Source organism: Xanthomonas sp. XNM01 (assembly GCF_014851915.1).
GTDB lineage: Bacteria > Pseudomonadota > Gammaproteobacteria > Xanthomonadales > Xanthomonadaceae > Pseudoxanthomonas.
In genome coordinates this window covers 298,532-321,090 of record NZ_JACVAP010000003.1, presented here as the reverse complement: position 1 = coordinate 321,090, position 22,559 = coordinate 298,532, and the positions used below count along the sequence as shown (strand labels likewise).

Annotated in this window: 15 protein-coding genes; 12 read left to right on the top strand and 3 right to left on the bottom strand. The window is 73.0% G+C overall.

The window, feature by feature from the left end; translation table 11 throughout:
- Positions 1-274: 274 nt before the first annotated feature.
- Both IB242_RS12700 and IB242_RS12695 read right to left on the bottom strand, forming a co-directional pair.
- On the bottom strand, positions 275-700 hold the full coding sequence (locus IB242_RS12700) for a DNA polymerase III subunit chi (RefSeq protein WP_192279851.1): 426 nt from the start codon (positions 698-700) through the stop codon (positions 275-277).
- 98 nt (positions 701-798) lie between these two features.
- Positions 799-2,283 carry a leucyl aminopeptidase gene (locus IB242_RS12695; protein ID WP_192279849.1) on the bottom strand — a complete coding sequence of 495 codons (1,485 nt, stop codon included), beginning with the start codon at positions 2,281-2,283 and terminating at the stop codon, positions 799-801.
- Positions 2,284-2,394: 111 nt separating this feature from the next.
- Between IB242_RS12695 and lptF the strand changes: the two genes are divergently transcribed.
- Entirely contained in the window at positions 2,395-3,477 is a 1,083-nt protein-coding gene (gene lptF / locus IB242_RS12690) for an LPS export ABC transporter permease LptF (RefSeq protein ID WP_192279847.1), read from the top strand.
- Positions 3,474-4,574, top strand: a complete 1,101-nt coding sequence (lptG, locus tag IB242_RS12685) for an LPS export ABC transporter permease LptG (protein ID WP_192279845.1) — start codon at positions 3,474-3,476, stop codon at positions 4,572-4,574. The genes lptF and lptG overlap by 4 nt, the downstream gene beginning before the upstream one ends.
- Before the next feature lie 342 nt (positions 4,575-4,916).
- Here the strand turns inward: lptG and IB242_RS12680 are convergent, their stop codons facing one another.
- Positions 4,917-5,399 (bottom strand): RDD family protein, encoded by a 483-nt coding sequence (locus IB242_RS12680; protein WP_192279843.1) that lies wholly within the window; start codon positions 5,397-5,399, stop codon positions 4,917-4,919.
- Positions 5,400-5,438: 39 nt separating this feature from the next.
- Between IB242_RS12680 and xerD the strand changes: the two genes are divergently transcribed.
- The 10 genes from xerD to IB242_RS12630 all read left to right on the top strand — a co-directional run bounded on the left by xerD (position 5,439) and on the right by IB242_RS12630 (position 22,508).
- Complete coding sequence (xerD, locus tag IB242_RS12675) at positions 5,439-6,416, top strand: site-specific tyrosine recombinase XerD (RefSeq protein WP_192279841.1); 978 nt, start codon at positions 5,439-5,441, stop codon at positions 6,414-6,416.
- Between the two features lie 598 nt (positions 6,417-7,014).
- Positions 7,015-7,812, top strand: a complete 798-nt coding sequence (locus tag IB242_RS12670) for a DsbC family protein (protein WP_192279839.1) — start codon at positions 7,015-7,017, stop codon at positions 7,810-7,812.
- A gap of 177 nt (positions 7,813-7,989) precedes the next feature.
- Entirely contained in the window at positions 7,990-11,958 is a 3,969-nt protein-coding gene (gene purL / locus IB242_RS12665; RefSeq protein ID WP_192279837.1) for a phosphoribosylformylglycinamidine synthase, read from the top strand.
- A 252-nt stretch (positions 11,959-12,210) separates the two neighbouring features.
- A complete protein-coding gene (gene wecB, locus IB242_RS12660) occupies positions 12,211-13,377 on the top strand; it encodes a UDP-N-acetylglucosamine 2-epimerase (non-hydrolyzing) (protein ID WP_192279835.1) in 1,167 nt (388 codons plus the stop codon).
- A 7-nt stretch (positions 13,378-13,384) separates the two neighbouring features.
- On the top strand, positions 13,385-15,550 hold the full coding sequence (locus IB242_RS12655; RefSeq protein WP_192279833.1) for a cellulose biosynthesis cyclic di-GMP-binding regulatory protein BcsB: 2,166 nt from the start codon (positions 13,385-13,387) through the stop codon (positions 15,548-15,550).
- Positions 15,551-15,555: 5 nt separating this feature from the next.
- Positions 15,556-17,688 carry a glycosyl transferase family protein gene (locus IB242_RS12650; protein WP_192279830.1) on the top strand — a complete coding sequence of 711 codons (2,133 nt, stop codon included), beginning with the start codon at positions 15,556-15,558 and terminating at the stop codon, positions 17,686-17,688.
- Positions 17,685-19,823, top strand: a complete 2,139-nt coding sequence (locus tag IB242_RS12645; RefSeq protein ID WP_192279828.1) for a hypothetical protein — start codon at positions 17,685-17,687, stop codon at positions 19,821-19,823. Before IB242_RS12650 ends, IB242_RS12645 begins: the two co-directional genes overlap by 4 nt.
- A 21-nt stretch (positions 19,824-19,844) precedes the next feature.
- Positions 19,845-20,705: a hypothetical protein gene (locus tag IB242_RS12640; protein WP_192279826.1), complete on the top strand. Its 861-nt coding sequence runs from the start codon at positions 19,845-19,847 to the stop codon at positions 20,703-20,705.
- Positions 20,706-20,802: 97 nt separating this feature from the next.
- Positions 20,803-21,669: a glycosyltransferase family 2 protein gene (locus IB242_RS12635; protein ID WP_192280565.1), complete on the top strand. Its 867-nt coding sequence runs from the start codon at positions 20,803-20,805 to the stop codon at positions 21,667-21,669.
- Positions 21,666-22,508 (top strand): glycosyltransferase family 2 protein, encoded by an 843-nt coding sequence (locus tag IB242_RS12630; protein WP_192279824.1) that lies wholly within the window; start codon positions 21,666-21,668, stop codon positions 22,506-22,508. Before IB242_RS12635 ends, IB242_RS12630 begins: the two co-directional genes overlap by 4 nt.
- Positions 22,509-22,559: the final 51 nt, after the last annotated feature.

Genomic DNA, 22,559 nt, shown 5'->3' with positions numbered 1-22,559 from the left:
CTTCTTCTGGTTCCGCGACGGGCGGGACGCTGGTGTTCGGGTGTGTCGACGGTCGGACGGGGCGGGCTGCACGGCGCGGAGTGCGCTCATCCGCCCTTCGGGCACCTTCTCCCGCGTGCGGGCGAAGGGTGGAACCGCCGCGATGTTCGGCGGCGTGGTGCGGAGCGCTTTGCCGGCGAGCGCGCCCTGCCTCGATCCACTTCGCGTCGCGCGCCCGGCGGGCGGGTCGCGCTGCGCGTGGCAGGTGACGCGGCGACGGGCGCGCGACCCGCGATTACATGTCGTGCTTGTTCACGTCGTAGCCAAGCGCCTTGTACTGCTTCCAGCGCTCGCGCAGCGGGTCGCGCGCGGCCGGGTCGGCCGGCACCACTTCCAGCACGCGCTGGCAGTCGGCGGTCCAGGCCGCATCGCGCAGGTTGATCGCCATCGGCCGCGGCGCGGTCTCGGTGCCGGGGACGACGATCAGCACCGGCGCCTCGTCGTCGTCCTCGTCGCTGCCGGCGATCTGGTGCGGGATGTAGGCCTCGTCGTCGAACGACCACAACAGGTCGTCCAGTTCCTCGGCCTGGGCCGCGTCGCGGGCCAGCACCAGGGTGGGCTGGCCGCTGTCGCAGGCACGGCGGGCCAGTTCGCAGACCAGCAGCAGCGGCTGGGCGGCGAAGCGGGGCTTGGCGATCAGGTAGAAGTCGGCTCTTGGCATGGAAGGGTCAAGAGTGAAGCCGCGTGCTGCGCACGCTGTGAAGGGAGAAGGGCGCAGACGCTCCGATCACCGCTTCACAGCCCGCGCAGCGGGCGACGTCACCGTTCGCCGCTCCTGTCCAGCAGCCACTGGCTCAGCAGGCCGACCGGGCGGCCGGTGGCCATGCCGCGCTTGCCTTCGTCGCTGGCCGAGCCGGCGATGTCCAGGTGCGCCCAGCGCTGGCCCTCGGTGAAGCGGGCCAGGAAGCAGCCGGCGGTGATCGCGCCGCCCCAGCGGCCGCCGATGTTGTAGACGTCGGCGAAGCTGGAATCGAGCAGGGTCTGGTACTCGTCCCACAGCGGCAGGCGCCAGGCGCGGTCGAACACGTGCTCGCCGGCGGCCAGCAGTTCGCCGGCCAGGTCGTCGTGCTTGCTCATCAGGCCGGTGGCGAACTTGCCCAGCGCGACCATGCAGGCGCCGGTCAGGGTGGCGACGTCGACCAGCGCGGCCGGCTCGAAGCGCTGCGCGTAGGTCAGCGCGTCGCACAGGATCAGGCGGCCTTCGGCGTCGGTGTTGCCGACCTCGATGGTCTTGCCGGCCATCGAGGTGATCACGTCGGACGGACGGTAGCTGTTGCCGTCGATCGCGTTCTCCACCGCCGGGGCGATGACCACCAGGTTCAGCGGCAGCTTCATCTTCACCGCGGCGACGAAGGTGCCCAGCACGCTGCCGGCGCCGAGCATGTCGTACTTCATCTCCTCGATGCCGCCCTGGGTCTTCAGGTTGACGCCGCCGGTATCGAAGGTGATGCCCTTGCCGACCAGCACGTAGGGCTTGGTCGAGGCATCGGCGGCGCCGTTCCACTTCAGCACCACCAGGTGCGGGCGGTTGGCCGAGCCGCGGGCCACGGCCAGCAGCGAGCCCATGCCCAGCGCGCCCATCTGGTGCTCGTCCAGGATCTCGGCCTCGGCGCCGTCGTGGGCGTCGGCGAACTGCTGCGCCTGCTGGGCCAGGTAGGCCGGGTTGCAGATGTTCGGCGGCAGGTTGCCGAGCTCGCGGGTGAAGGCCACGCCGGCGGCGATCGCCTCGCCCTGGGCCAGCGCGGTGGCGTCCTCGCCAGCGATGGCCAGGCTGCGCAGGCCGGCCTCGTCGGTCTTCTTCTTGCCGAAGGTGGCGGTGTAGCGGTAGGCGGCATGGTCGGCGGCGATCGCGGCCTGGCGGATCGCCCAGGCGGCGTCGCGGCCGGGCACGGCCAGCTCGCTCAGGGTGAAGAGCGCATTGCCGACCGGGCCGGTCTTCAGCGCGCGGACCGCATCGGCGACGGCCTTCAGATACTGCGGGACGGCGAACTTGGCCGGCTCGCCCAGGCCCAGCACCAGCACGCGCGGGGCGGCGACGCCCGGCAGATCGTGCAGGACCACGCTGGCGCCGGTGCGGCCGCTGAGGTCGCCACGCTCGAGCAGGGCGCGCAGGCGGCCGCCGCTGGCGTCGTCGATGGCCTGGCCCGCGGGCGTGAGGGTCTTGTCGGCGTAGGCGCCGACCACGACGCAGTCGAAGGTGGCCGCGGCAGCGGCCTCGCGGTTCAGGGTGAATTGCAGTGCCATTGATCAGATTCCCGGTACAGGTTCCGTACAATCGCGGATCCGCGCTGCCGCGGCCCCTGGCCCCGACGGCGTTCCGCAAGCGAATCCGAGAGTTTAGAACAAGCCCGCCCGATGCCGAAGCTCGACCGATACCTGCTGCGCGATTTCGTCCAGAGCATCCTGGCCACGCTGATCGTGCTGCTGGCGGTCAGCATGGGCGGCGTGCTGGTGGACGTGCTGGGTGAAATCGCCGATGGCGGCATCCCGGCGCGGTTGCTGCTGTCCCAGCTGGGCCTGCAGCTGCTGGTCTACCTGCCGCTGGTGCTGCCGCTGGCGCTGATGCTGGGGCTGATGCTGGCCGTGGCCCGGCTGTACCGGGATTCGGAGATGGCCGTGCTCAACGCGGTCGGGGTCGGTCCGAAGCGCCTGCTGCGCCCGCTGCTGATGGCGGTGCTGCCGGTGGTCGCGCTGGTCGGGCTGTGCTCGCTGTGGCTGGGCCCCTGGGCCGAGCGCACCGGCGTGTCCATGGTCGAGCAGGCCAACCGCAGCCTGATCGTGGCCGGACTGGAGCCGGGCCGGTTCACCTCGCTGTCCGGCGGTGGCGTGGTCTACATCGACGGCATGTCCGAGGACGGCCGCACCCTGCAGCGGATCTTCATGCAGCGCGAGCGCGAGGGGCGGCTGGACGTGGTCACCGCCGCCACCGGTGGCCTGCAGCTGGAAGGCGAGCGCGACCGCTACCTGGAGCTGCGCGATGGCCACCGCATCGAAGGACCGCTGGACCAGGGCCTGGATTTCCGCCTGATGCGCTACGCCACCAACGAGGTCGCGCTGCCGGACCGCGCCGCCAGCCGCGACGAGAACGATCCGGCGCTGGCCTCGACCCTGGACCTGGTCGGTGACGGCCGGCCGGAGGCCGTGGCCCAGCTGCACTACCGCCTGGCGCCGCCGCTGCTGGCGCTGGCGTTCGCGCTGATGACCGTGCCGCTGGCGCGCAGCGCGCCGCGGCAGCAGCGCTACGGGCGGGCGATGCTCGGCTTCCTGGCCTACATGGTCGGCCTGAACATGATGTTCGTCGGTCGCGGCATGCTCGCCGATGGCGACCTGCCGGCCGCGGCGGGCCTGTGGTGGCTGACCGTGCCGCTGCTGGTGCTGGCGGTCTGGCTGTACCGGCGCGATGGCCGCCTGGCCCGTCCGCGGAGGGTCGCGGCATGATCCTGCGTCCGCGCCTGCACGACCTTTACGTCGGCCGCGTCGTCCTGGCCACGGTCCTGCTGACCTGGTCGGTCCTGGTCGGCCTGGACGTGATGCTCACGCTCTCCAACGAGCTGGGCAACATCGGCACGGGCCGCTACGACTTCGGCACCGCGCTGGCGGTGGTCGCCTACTCGGTGCCGCGCCGCGCCTACACGATCTTCCCCTACGCGGCGGTGATCGGCTCGCTGCTCGGCCTTGGCCAGCTGGCGGCCACCTCCGAGCTGACCGCGCTGCGCGCGCTGGGCCTGTCGCGGCGCAGGTTGAGCCTGTCGGTGGCCATCGCGCTGTCGCTGCTGACCGGGGCGATGGTGGTCAATGGCGAGACCCTGGCGCCCTGGGGCCAGCGCCAGGCCGACGGGCTGAAGCTGATGGCCCGCACCAACAACGTGGCCATGGCCCGCTATTCCGGGCTGTGGGCGCGCGAGGGCGACACTTTCCTCAACGCGCAGGACGGCGAGGAGCGGATCGAGGGTGGCAGGCGCGTGCTGGAACTGCGCGACGTGCGCCTGTACCGGATGGATGCCGACGGCCGCCTGCTGTCGCTGACGCGGGCCGCGGTGGCGGTCCATGAGGACGCCGGCTGGATGCTGCGCCAGGTGCGGCAGATCGACTTCGGCGACGAGACCGCCACCGAGCAGCGCCTGGACGAGCAGCGCTGGGAGTCGGAGCTCGACCCCAACGCGCTGGCCGCCGGCGTGACCCGGCCGCGCAACCTGTCGGCCGCCGACCTGCATGCCAGCATCGAATACCGGCAGCGCAACGGGCTGGACGCGCGCGACTACGAGGATACCTACTGGAGCCGCTGGTTCTATCCGCTGAACGTGCTGGCGCTGTGCCTGGCCGCGGTGCCGTTCGCGTTCGGCAGCCTGCGCAGCGGCGGCATGGGCAAGCGCCTGTTCCTGGGCATCCTGTTCTCGCTGGGGTTCCTGCTGCTGCAGATGCAGTTCGGCCGCCTGGCCGGCGCGTTCCGGTTCGACTACCGGATCGCCTACGCGCTGCCGCCGGTCATGATGCTGGCGACCTCGTGGTGGCTGTTCCGGCGCAAGTCGGGCTGAGGGCGGCGCGAAGCGCCTGCCGGCACCGCCTTCCGCGGGCGGCCGGTCGCGTCGGCGGCAGGCTCCGACAGACCGCCGGAATCATGGTGATGTCGAGTGCGGCGGCGGATGCCGCCGGGGCGCGTCCGACGGCGCCGCCATCGGCTCCCTTCCCCGGTTTTCTCGACATGCCGTCGTCGCGGTGACTGCCGTGCCGCGGCGATGTCCTGGCCGCGCCGCGACGCGGCAGGTCGCAGGCACGTCGATCACGGCCGGGCCGACCTGCAGGGCGGTGCCCGGCGCAGCCATCAGGCCGCATCCGACCGGACGATGCAGGCCGCGGGAGCGGACGCTCCGCGCCTGCTACGGTTTGGGGAGGCGTTCGATCCGGGTGCCGCTGAGCCGGTCGTGCCAAGCCAGGCCGTCGCGGTCGATCCAGGCCCACCAGAATCCCAGGCCGCCGGCCAGCAGCGACAGATGGCCGGCCAGGAAGCGCAGCCACAGCCTGCCCAGCGGCGCGGCGCCGCCATCGGGCGCGCGCACCCGCAGCCGCCAGGGCCGCATCCCCAGGGTCTGGCCGCCGCGGCGCCAGCTGGCGGTCGCGTACAGCCCGCTGACCAGCCAGCAGCAGCACCACAGCAGCCAGGCCAGCGCGCTGTAGGGGGCGATGTTCTCGCGCTCCGGGTGCTGGCCCAGATAGGTGTAGCCGACGGTGAACGCCGCGGAGATCAGCAGCCACAGCGCCAGCACCGGCCACAGGTCGTAGAACAGCGCCAGCAGACGGGTCAGGACCAGCACGGGGCTGCGGGCGGGGCGGTCGGACGTGGCGGCGGTGTCGGTCTGCATCGGCACAGGATAGCGGCAGCCGCCGGCTATCCTGTGCCGATGTCCGTTCCCGCCACGCCTGCCGACCGCCGCCGCGCCGCCAACGCCCTGCCTCCGCTGCGCGATGCCGATGCCGCCGCGATCCAGACCTTTCTCGACGGCGCCTGGGCCGAATCGGGCCTGGCCCGGCACAGCCTGGACGCCTACCGCCGCGATCTTGAACTGCTGGCGCGCTGGCGCGACGGGGCCGGTGGCGGACTGGCCGGTGCCGATCGCGCGACGCTGTTCGACTACCTGGCCTGGCGCAGCGCGCAGGGCTACGCGCCACGCAGCACTGCGCGCCTGCGCTCGACCCTGCGCGCCTTCTACGGGCATCTGGTGCGGCGCGGCGTGCGCGGCGACGACCCGGCGGCGCTGATCGACCCGCCCAGGCTGCCGCGCTCCCTGCCCAAGGCGCTGTCGGAGCGCGAGATCGAGGCCCTGCTCGGCGCCCCGGACGTCGAGACCGCCGAGGGCCTGCGCGACCGCGCGATGCTCGAACTGATGTACGCCGCCGGCCTGCGCGTCAGCGAACTGGTCGAACTGCCGGCCAATGCGGTCAACCTGCGCCAAGGCGCGCTGCGGGTGACCGGCAAGGGCAGCAAGGAGCGGCTGGTGCCGCTGGGCGAGGAGTCGCAGCACTGGCTGCAGCGCTATCTGGACGGCGCGCGGCCGCAGCTGGCCGCGGGCCGGCCGGTCCCGGCCGATGCGCAGGGGCGGGTGCCGCTGTTCCTCACCGACGCACGCCAGGCACCGACCCGGCAGGCCTACTGGCTGGCGTTGAAGGGCTACGCCGCTGTGGCCGGGATCGACCCGCGCCGGGTGACTCCGCACGGCCTGCGCCACAGCTTCGCCACCCACCTGCTCAACCACGGCGCCGACCTGCGCGCGCTGCAACTGCTGCTCGGCCACGCCAGCCTGTCGACCACCCAGATCTACACCCTGGTCGCCCGCGAACACCTCAAGCGCCTGCACGCCCACCATCACCCGAGGGGGTGAGCCAGCCCGCTTGCGCGGCACTATCACGCGGGCTGGTGAACGCCGGACCCGGCTGTCCGGGCCGGGCGATCCGGAGGTCAGCCAGGTTGCGTCAGGGATGGCAGCGGGAGGTGCATCGAGGCGCATGCCGCGGATGGGCGAACGCCTGGACATGGGCGATGCCGCGGCGGTGGCGAAGCATCGCCCCGCGCCGCGGAGGAGCGACCGCCGCGCGGCGTCGGGCTGGCGACCGGCCGGGTCCCGCGAAACGCTGCCGGATCGCCCTCCGGGAACGGCTGCGAACGGGATCGCCATCCCGGATGGAGAGGGCGCCGGACAGGACGGATTCGACCGACGCCCCCCTTGAATCGTCGGCCCCGACGATCCGGCACCCCGAGCCAGCGTGCGCCCACCGGCGCAGATGGCGGGGCTCCCGCGTTGCCGTCGGCTGGATCGGGGCGTGGTGACGTCCGTCGGACGCCGGTCCGCCTCCACGGCGCGGCGCGCCGCCGCAGCCATCCGCCCTCGACCGCGCGCCGCGCCACACCGGGACCGCCACGGCCGCTTCGAGCCCAGTGTGCGAAAATGCGCGCCTTCGCCTCCCACCACGGATTCCTGCATGTCCCGCATCGCCGTTGCCGCCCTGCTTGGTGCACTGAGCCTCAGTGCATGCGCCCAGCCTTCGCCGTCGGGGCAGGCGTCCACCCAGGGCAAGGAGGCGCCGGCGAACCAGGCGTCGGGGAAGGAGGGGGCCGACGCGACGGTCCGCGAGGCGCTGCAGGCGCTGGCGCCGGGCATGCAGGCCGACTACGTCGGTGCCGCGCCGTTCGCCGGCTTCCGCGAGGTGCTGGTCGGTGGCCAGGTGCTGTACGTGTCCGACGACGGGCGCTTCCTGATGCAGTCGCAGCCGTTCGACCTGCAGGAGCGTCGGCCGGCGACCAGCGAAGGCCTCAAGGCCTTCCGCCGCGAGCGCATCGCCAGCATCCCCGAGCAGGACCGCATCGTGTTCGCGCCGCCGAATCCGAAGCACACCATCACCGTGTTCACCGACATCGAGTGCGGCTACTGCCGCCGCCTGCACGAGCAGATCGGCGAGATCAACCGCGCCGGCATCGCGGTCGAGTACCTGGCCTTCCCGCGCATGGGCATGGGCAGCGACGACTTCCGCGACATGGTCTCGGTGTGGTGCTCGGCCGACCGCAAGCAGGCGCTGACCAGCGCCAAGGCCGGCAACGGCGTGGCCAAGAAGGACTGTTCCAACCCGGTGGCGATGCAGTACACCCTGGGCCAGCAGGTGGGCGTGACCGGCACCCCGGCGATCTTCGCCGCCGACGGCTCGCAGCTGGGCGGCTACCTGCCGCCGGCGCAGTTGCTGGAAGCGCTGGAGAAGACCGCCGCCGGCGCCGGTTCGCGCTGAGCCACCCCGCGTTGCGCCGGCCGGGCCCAGGGGCCCTGGCCCGGCGTGCGCCGACGGTCCCGTCCGCGCACGGACCGGGCCGTCCGCCTCTGCCGTGACCCGGCGAGGCGGCGCATCCGGCGAAGGGCCGGGCCGCTCCGGTACAATGGACGGCCTTTCCCCAGCGACCCGCCGGACATGATCGTCCTCGAGGGCGTCAGCGCCCTGTCGCCGTTCCGCCTGCAACGGCTCGAAACCCGCCTCCAGTCCGTCGTGCCCGCCCTGCGCATCACCGGCGCCTGGCACGTCTACTTCATCGATACCGACGCCGGCCACGCGCCCGCGCTGCCGACCCTGCGCCGCATCCTGCAGGCCGAGGGCGAGCCGGTCGCTGCCGATGCCGGCACGGTCAGCCGCTTCGTCGTGCCGCGCCTGGGCACGCTGTCGCCGTGGTCGAGCAAGGCCACCGAACTGGTCCGTGGTGCCGGGCAGCCGATCCGCCGGGTCGAGCGCGGTACCCGCATCGATCTGGCCGGCTGGCCGCAGGACGCCGCCAGCCAGGCCGCGCTCGCCAGGCTGCTGCACGACCCGATGACCCAGTCGCTGCTGGAGACGGCCGAGGCCGCGCAGGCGCTGTTCACCGCGCTGGAGCGCGGCCAGCTCGAGCGCATCCCGCTGGCGGATCTGGAAGCGGCCAACGTGCGCCTGGGCCTGGCCCTGGCCCAGGACGAGATCGACTACCTGCGCACCCGCTTCGGCGAGCTCGGCCGCGATCCGGCCGACGTCGAGCTGATGATGTTCGCGCAGGCCAATTCCGAGCACTGCCGGCACAAGATCTTCAACGCCAGCTGGACCATCGATGGCCGCGAGCAGGACCGCTCGCTGTTCCGGATGATCAAGCACACGCACCAGCAGACGCCGGAGCACACGCTCAGCGCGTACAGCGACAACGCTGCGGTGATCGAAGGCCATCCGTCCGCGCGCTACCGCCCCGATCCGCACACCGGCCGGTACCGCAGCGAAGCGGTGGTGCCCAGCGCGTTCCAGATCAAGGTCGAGACCCACAACCACCCGACCGCGATCGCGCCGTTCCCGGGCGCGGCCACCGGCGCCGGCGGCGAGATCCGCGACGAGGGTGCGACCGGCCGCGGCGGCAAGCCCAAGGCCGGTCTGACCGGTTTCTCGGTCTCGCACCTGCGCATCCCGACGCTGCCGCAGCCGTGGGAGGCGCCGCGCGCGCTGAACCCGCGGATGGCCCCGGCGCTGGAGATCATGCTCGACGGCCCGCTCGGCGGCGCCGCGTTCAACAACGAGTTCGGCCGTCCGAACCTGCTCGGCTACTTCCGCAGCTTCGAGCTGGCCGAAGAAGGCATCGCCCGCGCCTACGACAAGCCGATCATGCTGGCCGGCGGCCTCGGCGCGATCGACCGCAACCAGGTCGACAAGATCCGGCTCAAGGACGGCGACGCGGTGATCGTGCTCGGCGGCCCGGCGATGCTGATCGGCCTGGGCGGCGGCGCGGCCAGTTCGGTGGCCTCCGGCGAGAGCGCCGAGGACCTGGACTTCGCCAGCGTGCAGCGCGACAACCCGGAGATGGAGCGGCGCGTGCAGGAGGTCATCGACCGCTGCGTGGCGCTGGGCGCGGACAACCCGATCCAGTTCTTCCACGACGTCGGCGCCGGCGGCCTGTCCAACGCGATTCCCGAGCTGCTGCACGACTCCGACGTCGGCGGCGTGATCGACCTGGCCAAGGTGCCGACCGACGATCCGTCGCTGTCGCCGCTGGAACTGTGGTGCAACGAATCGCAGGAGCGCTACGTGCTCGGCGTGCCGGCCGACCGGCTGGCCGAGTTCGCCGCGATCTGCGAACGCGAGCGCTGTCCGTTCGCCGCGGTCGGCGTGGCCACCGCCGAGGAGCGTCTGGTGGTGGGATACGGTGCGACGGTGGAATCCGTCTACGGCACACGTCCCACGTCGGGTACATCCGGCCCGGCGCAGCACGCCGGGCGTTCGGACGCGCCGCGCGGCAGTGCCGCGCAAGCGGCGCATCCTCACCCAATCGACCTGCCGATGGACGTGCTGTTCGGCAAGCCGCCGAAGATGCACCGCGACACCGCGCATCCGGCCGCGCCGCGCTGGCCGGCGCTGGCCACCGACGGGCTGGACCTGCGGGAGGCCGGCCTGCGCGTGCTCGCGCATCCGACCGTCGCCTCGAAGAACTTCCTGGTCACGATCGGCGACCGTAGCGTCGGCGGCCTGACCGCGCGCGAGCAGATGATCGGCCCGTGGCAGCTGCCGCTGGCCGACTGCGCGATCACCCTGGCCGGCTTCGACGGATTCGCCGGCGAGGCGATGTCGATCGGCGAGCGCACCCCGCTGGCGCTGCTCGATTCGGCCGCGGCCGCGCGCATGGCGGTGGGCGAGGCGATCACCAACCTGTGCGCCGCGCCGGTCGATTCGCTGGACACGGTCAAGCTGTCGGCCAACTGGATGGCCGCCTGCGGCCACCCGGGCGAGGACGCGCTGCTGTACGACGCGGTGCACGCGGTCGGCATGGAACTGTGCCCGGCGCTGGACATCTCGATCCCGGTCGGCAAGGACTCGCTGTCGATGCAGGCGCAGTGGCAGGCCGATGGCACCACGCAGAAGTCGGTGTCGCCGGTGTCGCTGGTGATTTCGGCGTTCGCGCCGGTCGCCGACGCGCGCGGCCAGCTGACCCCGCTGCTGCAGCGCGAGGACGACAGCGAGCTGTGGCTGATCGGCCTCGGCGGCGGCAAGCAGCGCCTGGGCGGCTCGGTGCTGGCCCAGGTGCACGCCGGCGACGAGGCGTTGCCCGCGTTCGGCGGCGAAGTCCCGGACCTGGACGATCCGCAGCGCCTGCGTGCGCTGTTCGACCTGATCTGCGATGCGCGCGAGGCCAACCTGCTGCTGGCCTATCACGACCGCAGCGACGGCGGCGCCTTCGCCGCGCTGTGCGAAATGGCCTTCGCCTCGCGCCAGGGCCTGGACATCACCCTGGACGCCTGGGGCGACGACGCCTTTCGCAGCCTGTTCAACGAGGAACTCGGCGCGATCGTGCAGATCGCCTCCGAGGACCGCGCCGCGTTCGCCGACCTGGTCGAGCGCCATGCGCTGACCGAGTGCGCGCAGCGCATCGCGCGGCCGACCAACCTGCCGCGGATCCGGGTCGGCAATGCCGGCCGGACCCTGGTCGAGTGGCGCTGGGAAGAACTGTTCGATGCCTGGTGGTCGGTCACCCATGCGCTGCAGAAGCTGCGCGACAACCCCGACAGCGCCGACGAGGAGCGTGCGGTCGCGCGCGACTTCGAGGCGCCCGGGCTGAAGCCGAAGCTGGTGTTCGACCCGGCCGAGGACGTGGCCGCGCCGTTCATCGCCACCGGTGCGCGGCCGAAGGTCGCGATCCTGCGCGAGCAGGGCGTCAACGGCCAGATCGAGATGGCCAACGCCTTCGAGCGGGCCGGGTTCGAGGCCTACGACGTGCACATGAGCGACCTGATCGCCGGTCGCGTTGCGCTGGACGGCTTCACCGGCCTGGCCGCCTGCGGCGGCTTCAGCTACGGCGACGTGCTGGGCGCCGGCCGCGGCTGGGCGACCTCGGTGCTGGAGCGCAGCGCGCTGCGCGATGCCTTCGCCGCGTTCTTCGCGCGCAGCGACACGTTCTCGCTGGGCGTGTGCAACGGCTGCCAGATGATGAGCCAGCTCAAGGACATCATCCCGGGTGCCGAGCACTGGCCGCGCTTCCTGCGCAACCGCAGCGAACAGTTCGAGGCGCGCACCGCGCTGCTGGAAGTGGTGGAGTCGCCGTCGGTGCTGCTGCGCGGGATGGCCGGTTCGCGGATCCCGGTGGCGGTGGCGCATGGCGAAGGCCGTGCCGAGTTCGCCAGTGCGGTCGACCAGGCCACCGCGCGCGTGGCGCTGCGCTACGTCGATGGCAACGGAGAGGTCGCCAGCCGCTATCCGCTCAATCCGAACGGGTCGCCCGACGGCATCACCGGCCTGACCAGCGTCGACGGACGCGCGACCATCCTGATGCCGCACCCCGAGCGGGTGGTGCGCAGCATCAGCATGAGCTGGCATCCGTCCGGCTGGGGCGAGGACTCGCCGTGGATGCGGATGTTCCGCAACGCGCGGGTCTGGGTGGGCTGACCTCCTGCGACCGCAGTCCTGAAACGGCGCCCCTCGGGGCGCCGTTTTTCTTTGTGCGCGTGGCCGGCCGGCGGGGTCGCGCCACACCGGCCGGGATGTGACGCGATGCGTCACCTAGCGTCGCACTGCGGCGCGTGAGGATTTGAAATGTGATGAGAGTCATCTTTGAAATGAGGCATTTCGACGGATTGGCCTGATTCTTGTTGCAAGGGAGCCATTGGGGCGCGAGCTCCGCTGGATCCGCGAGCCGCCTTGAAACTTCTCTCCGTGTTCGGAACCCGCCCCGAGGCGATCAAGATGGGGCCCCTGGTGCGCGCGCTCGCGCAGGCGCCCGGCATCGAATCCCGGGTCTGCATCACCGGGCAGCACCGCGCGATGCTCGACCAGGTGATGGACCTGTTCGGGATCGTGCCCGACCACGACCTCGACCTGATGGTCGGCAACCAGACGCTCAACGGCCTGTGCACGCGTCTGCTCGAGACCCTCGATGCGCTCTACGCCCGGGTCCAGCCCGACCGCGTGCTGGTCCACGGCGATACCACCACCGCGATGGCCGCGGCCCTGGCCGCCTTTCATCGCCGGATCCCGGTGGCCCACGTCGAGGCCGGCCTGCGCACCGGCGACCTGCAGCGGCCGTGGCCGGAGGAGATGAACCGGCGCTTCGTCGATGTCGTTTCCGACCTGCTGTTCGCGCCGACCGCCAGCGCGGCGGCGAACCTGTCGGCCGAGCATCTCGGCGGCCGCGTGCTGGTCACCGGCAACACCGTGATCGATGCGCTGGCGCAGACCGTGCGCCGGCTCGAGAGCGATCCGGCGCTGTGCGCGCTGCTGGATGCGCGCTTCCCGTTCCTGGCCGGCAACCGCAAGCTGGTGCTGGTCACCGGCCACCGCCGCGAGAGTTTCGGTCAGGGCTTCGAGGACATCTGCCGCGCGCTGGTCGCGCTGGCCCACCGCGACGACGTGGAGATCGTCTATCCGGTGCACCTGAATCCGAACGTGCAGGCGCCGGTCCACGCCCATCTCGGCGGGCTGGCCAATGTCCATCTGCTGCCGCCACAGGACTACCTGGGATTCGTCCGCCTGATGCAGCGCGCCCACCTGGTGCTGACCGACTCGGGCGGCGTGCAGGAAGAAGCGCCTGCACTGGGCCGCCGCGTGCTGGTGATGCGCGAGGTGACCGAGCGCCCCGAAGCGGTCGCGTCCGGCGCGGTGCGCCTGGTCGGCACCAGCGTCGACAGCCTGCTGGCCGAGGCCGCCGTCGCCTGCGACGCGCCGGTGCGGCCGGCCGTCTTCGATCCCCATGCCAGCCCCTACGGCGATGGGCGCGCCTGCGAGCGCATCGTCGCCGCGCTGACCGGTCAGCCGGTCGACGCCTTCGTCCCCGCGGCTGCCTCGCCGCTGCTTGCCACCGCCTGTTGAGCCCACGATGACGACCTTCTCTTCCCGTTCCGCCGCCCGCCGCTGGCGCTGCCTGCCGCTGGCCGTGGCGCTGTGTGCGTCGTTTGCCGCGTCCGCCGCCGAAACCGTCGCCGGCCAGTTCGCCGAGTGGAGCGGCAGCCGTCCACTGGAGCGTCAGATCAGCCTGCGCGAGCTCGGCTTCGCCCAGCCGCTGGTGCTGGCTGGTCGCGACGATCGCCGCGAGCTGTACCTGCCGGTGCCGGCGGGCGTGCCGACACATGGCGCCGAACTGCAGCTGGAGGCGCGCTACCTGCGCGGCCATCCCGGACGCAGCGCGCTGCAGCTGGCGGTGGACGGCGATCCGGTCGCGGTGCGCGCGATCGCCGACGAACAGGGCGACGCCGGCCAGCTGGTCGGCATCGACGGCCTGCCGCGCGACAGCGGCTTCGTCCGCGTCGGCATCGGCTGGTGGTCGATGGTCTCCGATGACCGCTGCGCCGACCAGAACGCACCGGCCAACACCCTGCGCGTCTCGCCGGACAGCCGCTTCCGCTACAGCGTCGATGGCGCGGCGATCGACACCGTGGCCAAGGCCTGGGGCGCGCTGCCCGGGCAGGTGCGCGTGCTGGTCGCCGGCCGCGGTCTGGCCGCGCCGGCCTACGACGCGGCCTGGCGGGTCGGTGCGGTGATCGAGAAGGCCGGACGGCAGGTGTCCATCGTCGCCCTGCCGGCGGTCGGCGACACGATCGCGGTGCCGGCGCTGGACGTACCGGCGAGCCTGCGCGGCATTCCCGCCTACGCGGCGCTGTCCTCGGCGGGGGCGCATCGCATCGCCGGGCCGGCCGAACTCGGCGCGCTGCTCTCGCTCGGTGCCGCAGGCCCGCTGGCTGCCGACGTGGTGATCGCCGACGACGCACTGCGTACCGCGGTCGCGCAGGCGCTGGACGCGCTGGCCGCCGAGGTCGCCACGGCAGGCCCGGAAGCCACCGCCGCGTTCGCCCGCTGGCGTGCGGCCGGGATGTCGGCGTTCGCCGCCGGCGATGGCGACCTGTCGGTGGCGCAGCTGGGCGGCGGGCCGGTGCTGGTGGTCGCAGCGACGGCAGGCGCGCGCGCGGCGGGCCTGCTCGACGCGCAATGGCGTGCGTACGCGGTGGGCCGCTCGCTGCGGATCGCCAGTGCCGGGCCGGTGCGGCCGGAGCAGGGGCGGATCCTGCTGGACAGGTTCGGCCCGATGTCGGGCAGTGTCGACGTGGCGGTGCGCGCGGACCGCAGCATGGCGTTCGACCTCGGCGCGATCGCGGACGGCGCCGGCCTGCCCGAGGAGCTGGTGCTGGACCTGGCCGGCGCCCCGGACGCGGCCGGCGATGGCGTGGTGGTCTCGGTGTTCCTCAACGATGTGCTGCTGGGCGCGCGCGTGCTCGACCGCAATGCCAGGGCGGAGCGTGTGCGCGTTCCGGTGCCGCGGCACGCGCTGGCTGGCCGCAACGAGGTGCGGGTGAGCTTCCTGCGCCAGCCCACGCGCCAGCACTGCCACGATCCGGTGACCGCCTATCCGGTCACCGTGCTGCCTGGCAGCCACATCCGCCTGGGCCGCGGCCGTGTCGATGGCTTCGCCGCGGCCGCCGTGCAGCTGTCCGGTCCCTATCAGCTGCGCCTGCCGGCGTCCTGGCTGGCCGATGCGCCGGTCTCGCTGTCCAAGGTGATCCGTGTCGCCAACGCGGTCGGCGCGTCGCCGCTGCAGGCCGAACTGGCGGTCGGTGCAGGCGACGCGGCCGGTGCGTCCCTGTCGTTCCTGGAGGCGGCCGAAGGCGGTGCGGACGCGGCGCGCCTGACCCTGGCCGCGGATGGGCGCACCGTGCTCGATCTGGCCGGTCTGCAGGACGCGGCGGTGGTCGAGGTGGTCGAGCAGGGCGGACACACCGGCGTGCGCTATCGCGAGTTCGGAGAGCCGCGCATCGTCTCGCCGCTTCGCCTGGTGCGCGGCAGCGTGGCCCTGCTCGACGCGCGTGGCGTCGTGCAGGACTACGACGTGCGCGATCCGTCCGGCGCACGCCTGGCGCAGGACGCCGACCCGACCCCGGCCGCGCAGCGGCACATGGTCTGGCTGGTGGCGCTGGTGGTGGTGATCGCCCTGATGCTGCTGGCCGCACGCGTGGCCCAGGTACGCCGTCGCCGCGCCGGCAGGGAGCACTGACCCCGGTGGACGCGCTGCAGTGGAACATCCACCTGGCCAACTACTACGCCGCCATCGAGCAGGTGGCGGTGGTGGTCGCGGTGCTGATCCTGATCTCCAGCCTCGACGACCTGTTCGTCGACGCCTGGTACTGGATCCGCGAGACCTGGCGGACGCTGACGCTCAAGCGCCGCCAGGACTATCGCCCGCTCAGCGCGGAGGAACTGCAGCGCCAGCCCGAGCAGCCGCTGGCGATCATGGTGCCGGCCTGGCTGGAGTACGACGTCATCGCGCAGATGATCGAGAACATGGTCGATGTGATGGACTACCGCGACTACGTGGTGTTCGTCGGCACCTACCCCAACGACGCGCGCACCATCGCCGAGGTCGAGCGCATGCGCCGGCGCTACCGCCGGCTGCACCGGGTCGAGGTGCCGCATCCCGGCCCCACCAGCAAGGCCGACTGCCTGAACTGGGTAATCCAGGCGATCTTCGCCTACGAGCAGCGGCATGAGACGGAATTCGCCGGCGTGGTCCTGCACGACAGCGAGGACGTGCTGCATCCGCTGGAGCTGAAGTTCTTCAACTACCTGCTGCCACGCAAGGACATGATCCAGCTGCCGGTGGCCTCGCTGGACCGCGAGTGGTTCGAGCTGGTCGCCGGCACCTACATGGACGAGTTCGCCGAGTGGCACGGCAAGGATCTGGTCGTGCGCGAAAGCGTGTCCAGCACGGTGCCGTCGGCCGGCGTCGGCACCTGCTTCTCGCGGCGCGCGCTGCTGGCGCTGTGCGGGAGCTCGCAGAACCAGCCGTTCAACACCGACAGCCTGACCGAGGACTACGACATCGGCGCGCGCCTGGCGGCGATGGGCATGCGCTCGATCTTCGCCCGCTTCCCGGTGCAGTTCCGGGTGCGGCGCCCGTCGTGGTTCGGCTGGGGGCCGGTGCGCGAGCGCACCCAGCGCATGGCCCTGTGCGTGCGCGAATATTTTCCCGACAACTTCCGCGCCGCCTACCGGCAGAAGGCGCGCTGGACCCTGGGCATCGGCCTGCAGAGCTGGGAGACGCTGGGCTGGCGCGGCCCGCTGACCACCAAGTACCTGCTGTTCCGCGACCGCAAGGGCATCGTGACCGCGTTCGTCAGCATCCTGGCCTATCTGCTGTTCCTGCAGTTCCTGCTGTTCTGGGCGCTGGAGGCGGCGGGGATCTGGACGCTGCGCTTCCCGACCGTGTTCCAGGCCGGCAGCTGGCCGATGGCGGTGGCGCTGTTCACCACGGCTGCGCTGGGGATGCGGGTGGTGCAGCGCGTGTACTTCGTCAACCGCCTGTACGGCTGGGAGCACGCGCTGATGTCGGTGCCGCGCATGGTCGTGGGCAACGTGATCAACTTCATGGCCGCCGCGCGTGCCTGGAAGATCTTCCTGGCCTACCTGCTGCTCGGCCGGCGCATGGTTTGGGACAAGACCATGCACGATTTCCCCTCGCAGGAGCAGCTGGTGCAGACCCGGCGCCGCTTGGGCGAGCTGCTGGCGCTGTGGCAGGCGGTGGAGCCGGACAAGATCGACCGTGCGCTGGAGGAACAGGCCGGCAAGCCGCAGCCGCTGGGGCGGATCCTGCTCGCCCATGGCTGGCTCGACGACGAGACCCTGGCCGAGGCGATCGCCTACCAGTACGACCTGCCGCGCGCGGTGTTCGCGCCGGACTGGCAGGCGACGCTCGCGCGCCCGGCGCTGCCGGACGACCTGTGCGTGGCGGCGCGCGTGCTGCCGTTGCCCGGGCCGGAGGGCGAGCTGCACGTCGCGGTCGGCAGCCCGCTGCCGGAGGCCACGCTGGAGGCGTTGCGGCAGTCGACCGGCGTGGCGCGCGTGCGCCAGTCGGTCGCCCGCGAGAGCGAGATCAGCGCCGGCCTGCGCCAGTTGCGCGGCGGCCGGCCGCTGCCCGCGCATGCGCCGCTGCTGGGCGACCTGCTGGTCGAACTCGGACTGGTGCAGCGCGCCGCCTTCGAAACGGCGATGGCGGCCTACCGCCCACAGCGTCACGGCCGCATCGGCGAGTACCTGGTGCGCGAGGGCGTCGCCACCCACGAGGCCATCGCCGAGGCGGTGGACGAACAACGGCGCCGTGCCCAGGCCGCGCCGCAGACGGTGCTGCCCGCATGACGCCCACTCCCGCCGTGCTCGCCTGCGCCCTGCTGGCGTGCCTCGCCGTGCCGGCCGCCGCGCATGCAACGGACGCGCCGCCGCCGCTCGCCGGCGCGGCCTATCGCATCGCCGAGCAGGCCTACGCCGCGCATGCTCGCGGCGACCATGAACGCGCGCGCGATTACGCGCGAGAGGCGGTGCGGCTGCGCCCGGACCTGCCGCAGCTGCGGACACTGCTGGCCGAGACCGAACGCGCCGCCGCGGCCGTGCCCGCTGCGGCACCGGCGATGCCCGGCGCGCGCAGGGCCGCCATGGCCGGCACGTCCACCGGTGCGGTCGACTGGAACACGCGGCTGCATCGGCTGCAGGCGGCGGGTGCCTGGACCCAGGCCTGGCAGGTCGTGGAACAGGCGCTGCGCGTGCGGCCGGATGATGCGGACCTGCGCGCACGCCGCGGCGTCATCGCCCGCCAGCTGGCGGACGATGCGCTGCGACGCGCCTGGGCGGCCACGGGCGGCGGTGCCGCGGACGTCGCAACGGCCGCGACCGACGAGGCGCTGCGGTTCGCCCCCGATCTGACGGCCGCGCACCTGCTGCGGATCCGCCAGCAGCTGGACCTCGGCGATGTCGACGCGGCGATCGACGCGGCGCGGCGTGCGACCGCGCAGGCCGGGCAGGATCCGGCGTCGTGGCTGGTGCTGGGGGCGCTGCTGCAGCAGCGCGACGGCGACACGAGCCGGGCGCGTCAGGCCTGGCGCGATGGCCTGCAGCAGGTGCCGCCAGCGACCGCTGCGCGCCTGCGGATCGCGTTGGCCGATGCCGCCCTGGTCGATGGCGACCTTCAGCAGGCCCGCCAGTGGCTGCAGCGCGGCGAAAGCGCCGCCGATGCGGCGCTGCAACCGGCCCTGGCGGAACGGGACCGGCTCGTGGAGGCCATCGCCAGCGGCGGCGTCGCACCGGCGCTGGTCGCGTCGTTGCCTGCGGAGCGCGTGGTGATCGCCTGCGGCGAGGACCATTTCGGCATCTACTGTGGACTGCCGTCGCCGGCGCTGCCGTCCTACCGCCTGGCCGAGCAGGCGCAGCGGCAGATGGCGGCCGATCCCGTGGTGGCGCTGGCCCTGCTGGACGGCGCCGCGATGATCGCCGCGGATGGCGCGGCCCCACGTCGCCAGGCCGATGCGCTGCGTGCCGACCTGGCCTACCGCGCGCTCGCCGCCGGCGACGCCCCCGCCGCACTGGCGCTGATCGCCGACCTCGATGCCGCCGGCGCGTTGCCGGACACGATGCTCGCCGATGCCGCCTACGCCTCGCTGCGGGTCGATGCGCGCACGCGCGCGGCCGGCTATTTCCACCGCAGCCTGGATGCGGCCGATGCCGGGACCCTGCCGCTGGCGCCACAGCCGCGCTTCGGCATCCGCCGCGCGCTTTCCGAACTCGAGCGCGACCGTGGCTTCATCGCGTCGGCCAGCTACCGCGGCGACAGCCGCCTGGCCGGCCTGGGCGGCACCCGCCTGCCCGGCGATGCCCTGCAGCTGGGCTGGGAAGGGTATCTGCGTCCGCAGGCGCTGCAGCGGCAGGGCCGATATCTCGAACTCCACGCGCGGCTGACCGGCAATGCGTGGAGCCAGGACGGTGCGGTCACCGGTGGCGACAGCCTGCAGGCCGCCTTCGGCGTGCGCGCACGGCCGCTGCGCAGCCAGAACCTGGTGCTGGCGGTCGAACGGCTGCAGCACGTCGGCGACGCGGCGATCGACGACTGGTTGCTGCGCGCGGCCTGGTCGCACGGTCGCGGCACCGACCTGCGCATGGACGTGCCGGCATGGTGGAGCGGCCAGCTCTACCTGGAGGCCGGACGCTATCTGGACCACGGCTGGACCTACGCGATCGGCGAAGGCCAGGCCGGACGCACCTGGCGGCTGGGCCAGACGACCCTGCTCACTCCGCATCTGGCGATGGTGGTCGAGCACAACGAGGCCTTCGCGCGCGCCGATGCGGCCGGTGCCGGGCCCGGCCTCGGCGTGCGCCGCTGGTTCCGCGAGGACGCCCACCACGCGCCGCGCTCCTGGATCGAGCTGTCGGCGCAGTACCGCCTGCGCCTGGCCGGCGATCCGCGCGCCGAGGGCTGGTTCATCCGCGCTACGCTCGGCTACTGATCCCGCCGCCTCGATCCACGCATGCGCTGTGTGCCGAACCGCCCGCTGATGCGCGCCTGCCTGCTGGGGCTGGCGCTCGCGTCGGCCGCTGCCGCACAGGCGCGCGATGCGGCACGCATCGAGGGCATCTTCTGGCAGCCCGATGCCGCTACCGTGCGCCCGCAGGGCAGCTGGCAGCGGCTCGGCGCACGGACCCTGGTCGTGCAATGGAGCCAGGCCGGCCCGCACGGCTTCGTGGCCGGCTGCGGAACGCCGCCGGTGGACGCGGGCCTGCCCGACTGGGCGCGCATCGCGGACGAACCGTGGGCGCGCCAGGTCATCCTCGGGCTGGCCGGCGACTACGACGAGGCACGCGCGCGCGGCGAGGTCGCCGCACTGGTCGAGCGCTCGCGGTGCGTGATCGCCCACGCGCCGCCGGTCAACGTGGTGGCCTGGTACTTCCCGGTCGAGATCGATCCCGGCTGGACCGATGCGCCGGCCATGGCCGCGCAGCTGGCGGCGCTGCCGCGTCCGTTGTGGGTGAGCGTCTACGACAACCACAACATCGGCGGTGCGGCGCTGGCGGCATGGCTGCAGGCGTGGCTGCCGGACGATGTCGGCGTGCTGTTCCAGGACGGGGTCGGGCTGCATACCCGCCAGCCGCAGGTCGCGGTCGACTACCTGGCGGCGCTGCGGTCGGCGCTGGGCCGGGATCGGGTGCGCCTGGTCGTCGAAGCGTTCCGTCCGGACCCGGCCGGAGGCTTCCGCGCCGCCACCACCGGCGAGCTGGTGGCCCAGTTGCGCGCGTACCGAGGCGAGGGCGTGTACCTGTTCGAGGGCCCGCACTACCTGGACCCGGCCGCGGTCGAGGCGCTGCGGCGGGCGCTGGCGCGCCGCCGCTGAGGCCGGTGTGCGCGTGCCTGCCAGGCGCCGGGCAGGCGGCCGGCCGCATGCCCGGCCCTGATAAAGTCCGCATGTCCGAAGACGAGTCCGCGTCCCCATCGTGAGCGACCTACCCATCGTGCTGCTGCCGCTCGGCGCCGACGAGGATGCACTGGATGCCTGCCTGGCCGCGCTGGAGGCCGGCACGCCGGCGGGCACCCCCGTCTGGCTGGCCGACGACGCCTGCGCGGGCCCGCGCGGCATCGCCATCGTCGAAGGCTGGCTGGCGCGGACCCGGCTGCAGGCCGAGTACACGCGCCGGCCGCGCGGCATCGGCCAGGTCGCGCACCTGCAGGAAATGCTGCTGGCCTGCGGTGGCGCCGACGTCGTGGTGCTGTCGGCCGATGCGCGGCCGCTGCCGGGCTGGCTGGTCCAGCTTGCGGCCTGCCTGGCGCGCGATCCGGCCGTGGCCACGGCGACCCCATGGTGCAACGCCGGCGAAACCGCCGCCTGGCCGCGGCTGGGCGAGGTGATGCCGCCGCCGGCCGAGCCGGCGCTCACCGCGCAGGCCTGCGCGGCCATGCCGCCGCTGCACCCGGAGCTTCCGGCCGCGGTCGCGCACGCGGTCGCCATCCGTGGCAGCGCCCGTCTGCGCGCCGGTGGGCTGGATGTCGACAGCTTCGACTCCTGGTACGCGGCGCTGATCGACCTGTCGCTGCGCCTGAGCGGGCTCGGCTGGCGCAACGTGCTGTGCGAGACCGCCTATGTCGCCCGCGGCGGCGAGGGTGGCCCGTCCGATGGCGACATGGACGCGCTGGCCGCCCGCTGGCCGACCTGGCATGCGCGCCTGGCCCGCTTCCTGATGGACGATCCGCTGCATGCGCAGCGGGGTGAGCTGCAGACGCTGCACCGGAGCCTGCGCCAGGTGGCCCAGGACGACCTGTTCCAGCCGCCGGCCGGCCACGTCGCGGGAGAGTCGGCATGAGCGCGACCGGCATCGCCGCGGTGGTGGTCAGCTACCGCAGCGCCTCCACGCTGGACGACTGCCTGGCGCGGCTGCGCGCCGCCGAGGATGTGGTCCAGATCCGGGTGGTCGACAACGGCTCGGATGACGGCACCCTGGAGATCGTGCAGCGGCACGCGGTGGCCGACCCGCGGCTGCGCTTCATCGCCAATCCCGACAACCCCGGTTTCGCGGTGGCCTGCAACCAGGGTGCCGCCGACTCGGACGCGCCCTGGCTGGCCTTCGTCAATCCGGACCTGCGGGTGCATCCGGATTCGCTGCGGCGCCTGCGCCTGCACGCCGACGCACTGGGTGGCCGTGCACTGGTCGGCGCCGACCTGCGCGACGAGGACGGCATCGCCGACGGCGCCGCGCGCCGGCGCGATCCGGATTTCGCCGCGATGCTGCGCGCGCCCGCGGCCGGCGCGCGGCTGGACGTGGCCGCCGACCCGGCGTGCGTGCTGCAGCCGGTCGAGGCCGTGTCCGGTGCGCTGATGCTGGTGCCGCGCGCGGTGTTCGAGGCGATCGGCGGCTTCGACACCGGCTACCGGCTGCATGCCGAGGACCTGGACCTGTGCCGGCGCGTGCGCGAGGCCGGGGCGGTGGTCGCGGTGGCCAACGACGTCAGCGTCGTGCACATCCGCGGCGTGTCCAGCCGGTCCAGGCCGGTGTTCGTCGAATGGCACAAGCATCGCGGCCTGTGGCGCTATTTCAGCCGATTCGAGGCGGCGCGGCGCGGGCCGGTCACGCGCGGCCTGGTCTTCGCGATGATCTGGGCGCATTTCGGTGCCGTCGTCCTGCGCCGGCACCTGCGCCCGTGAGCCTCCCTTCCGCCTGGCGCCGCACGCGCCGGCCGTGCCCTACGGAACACC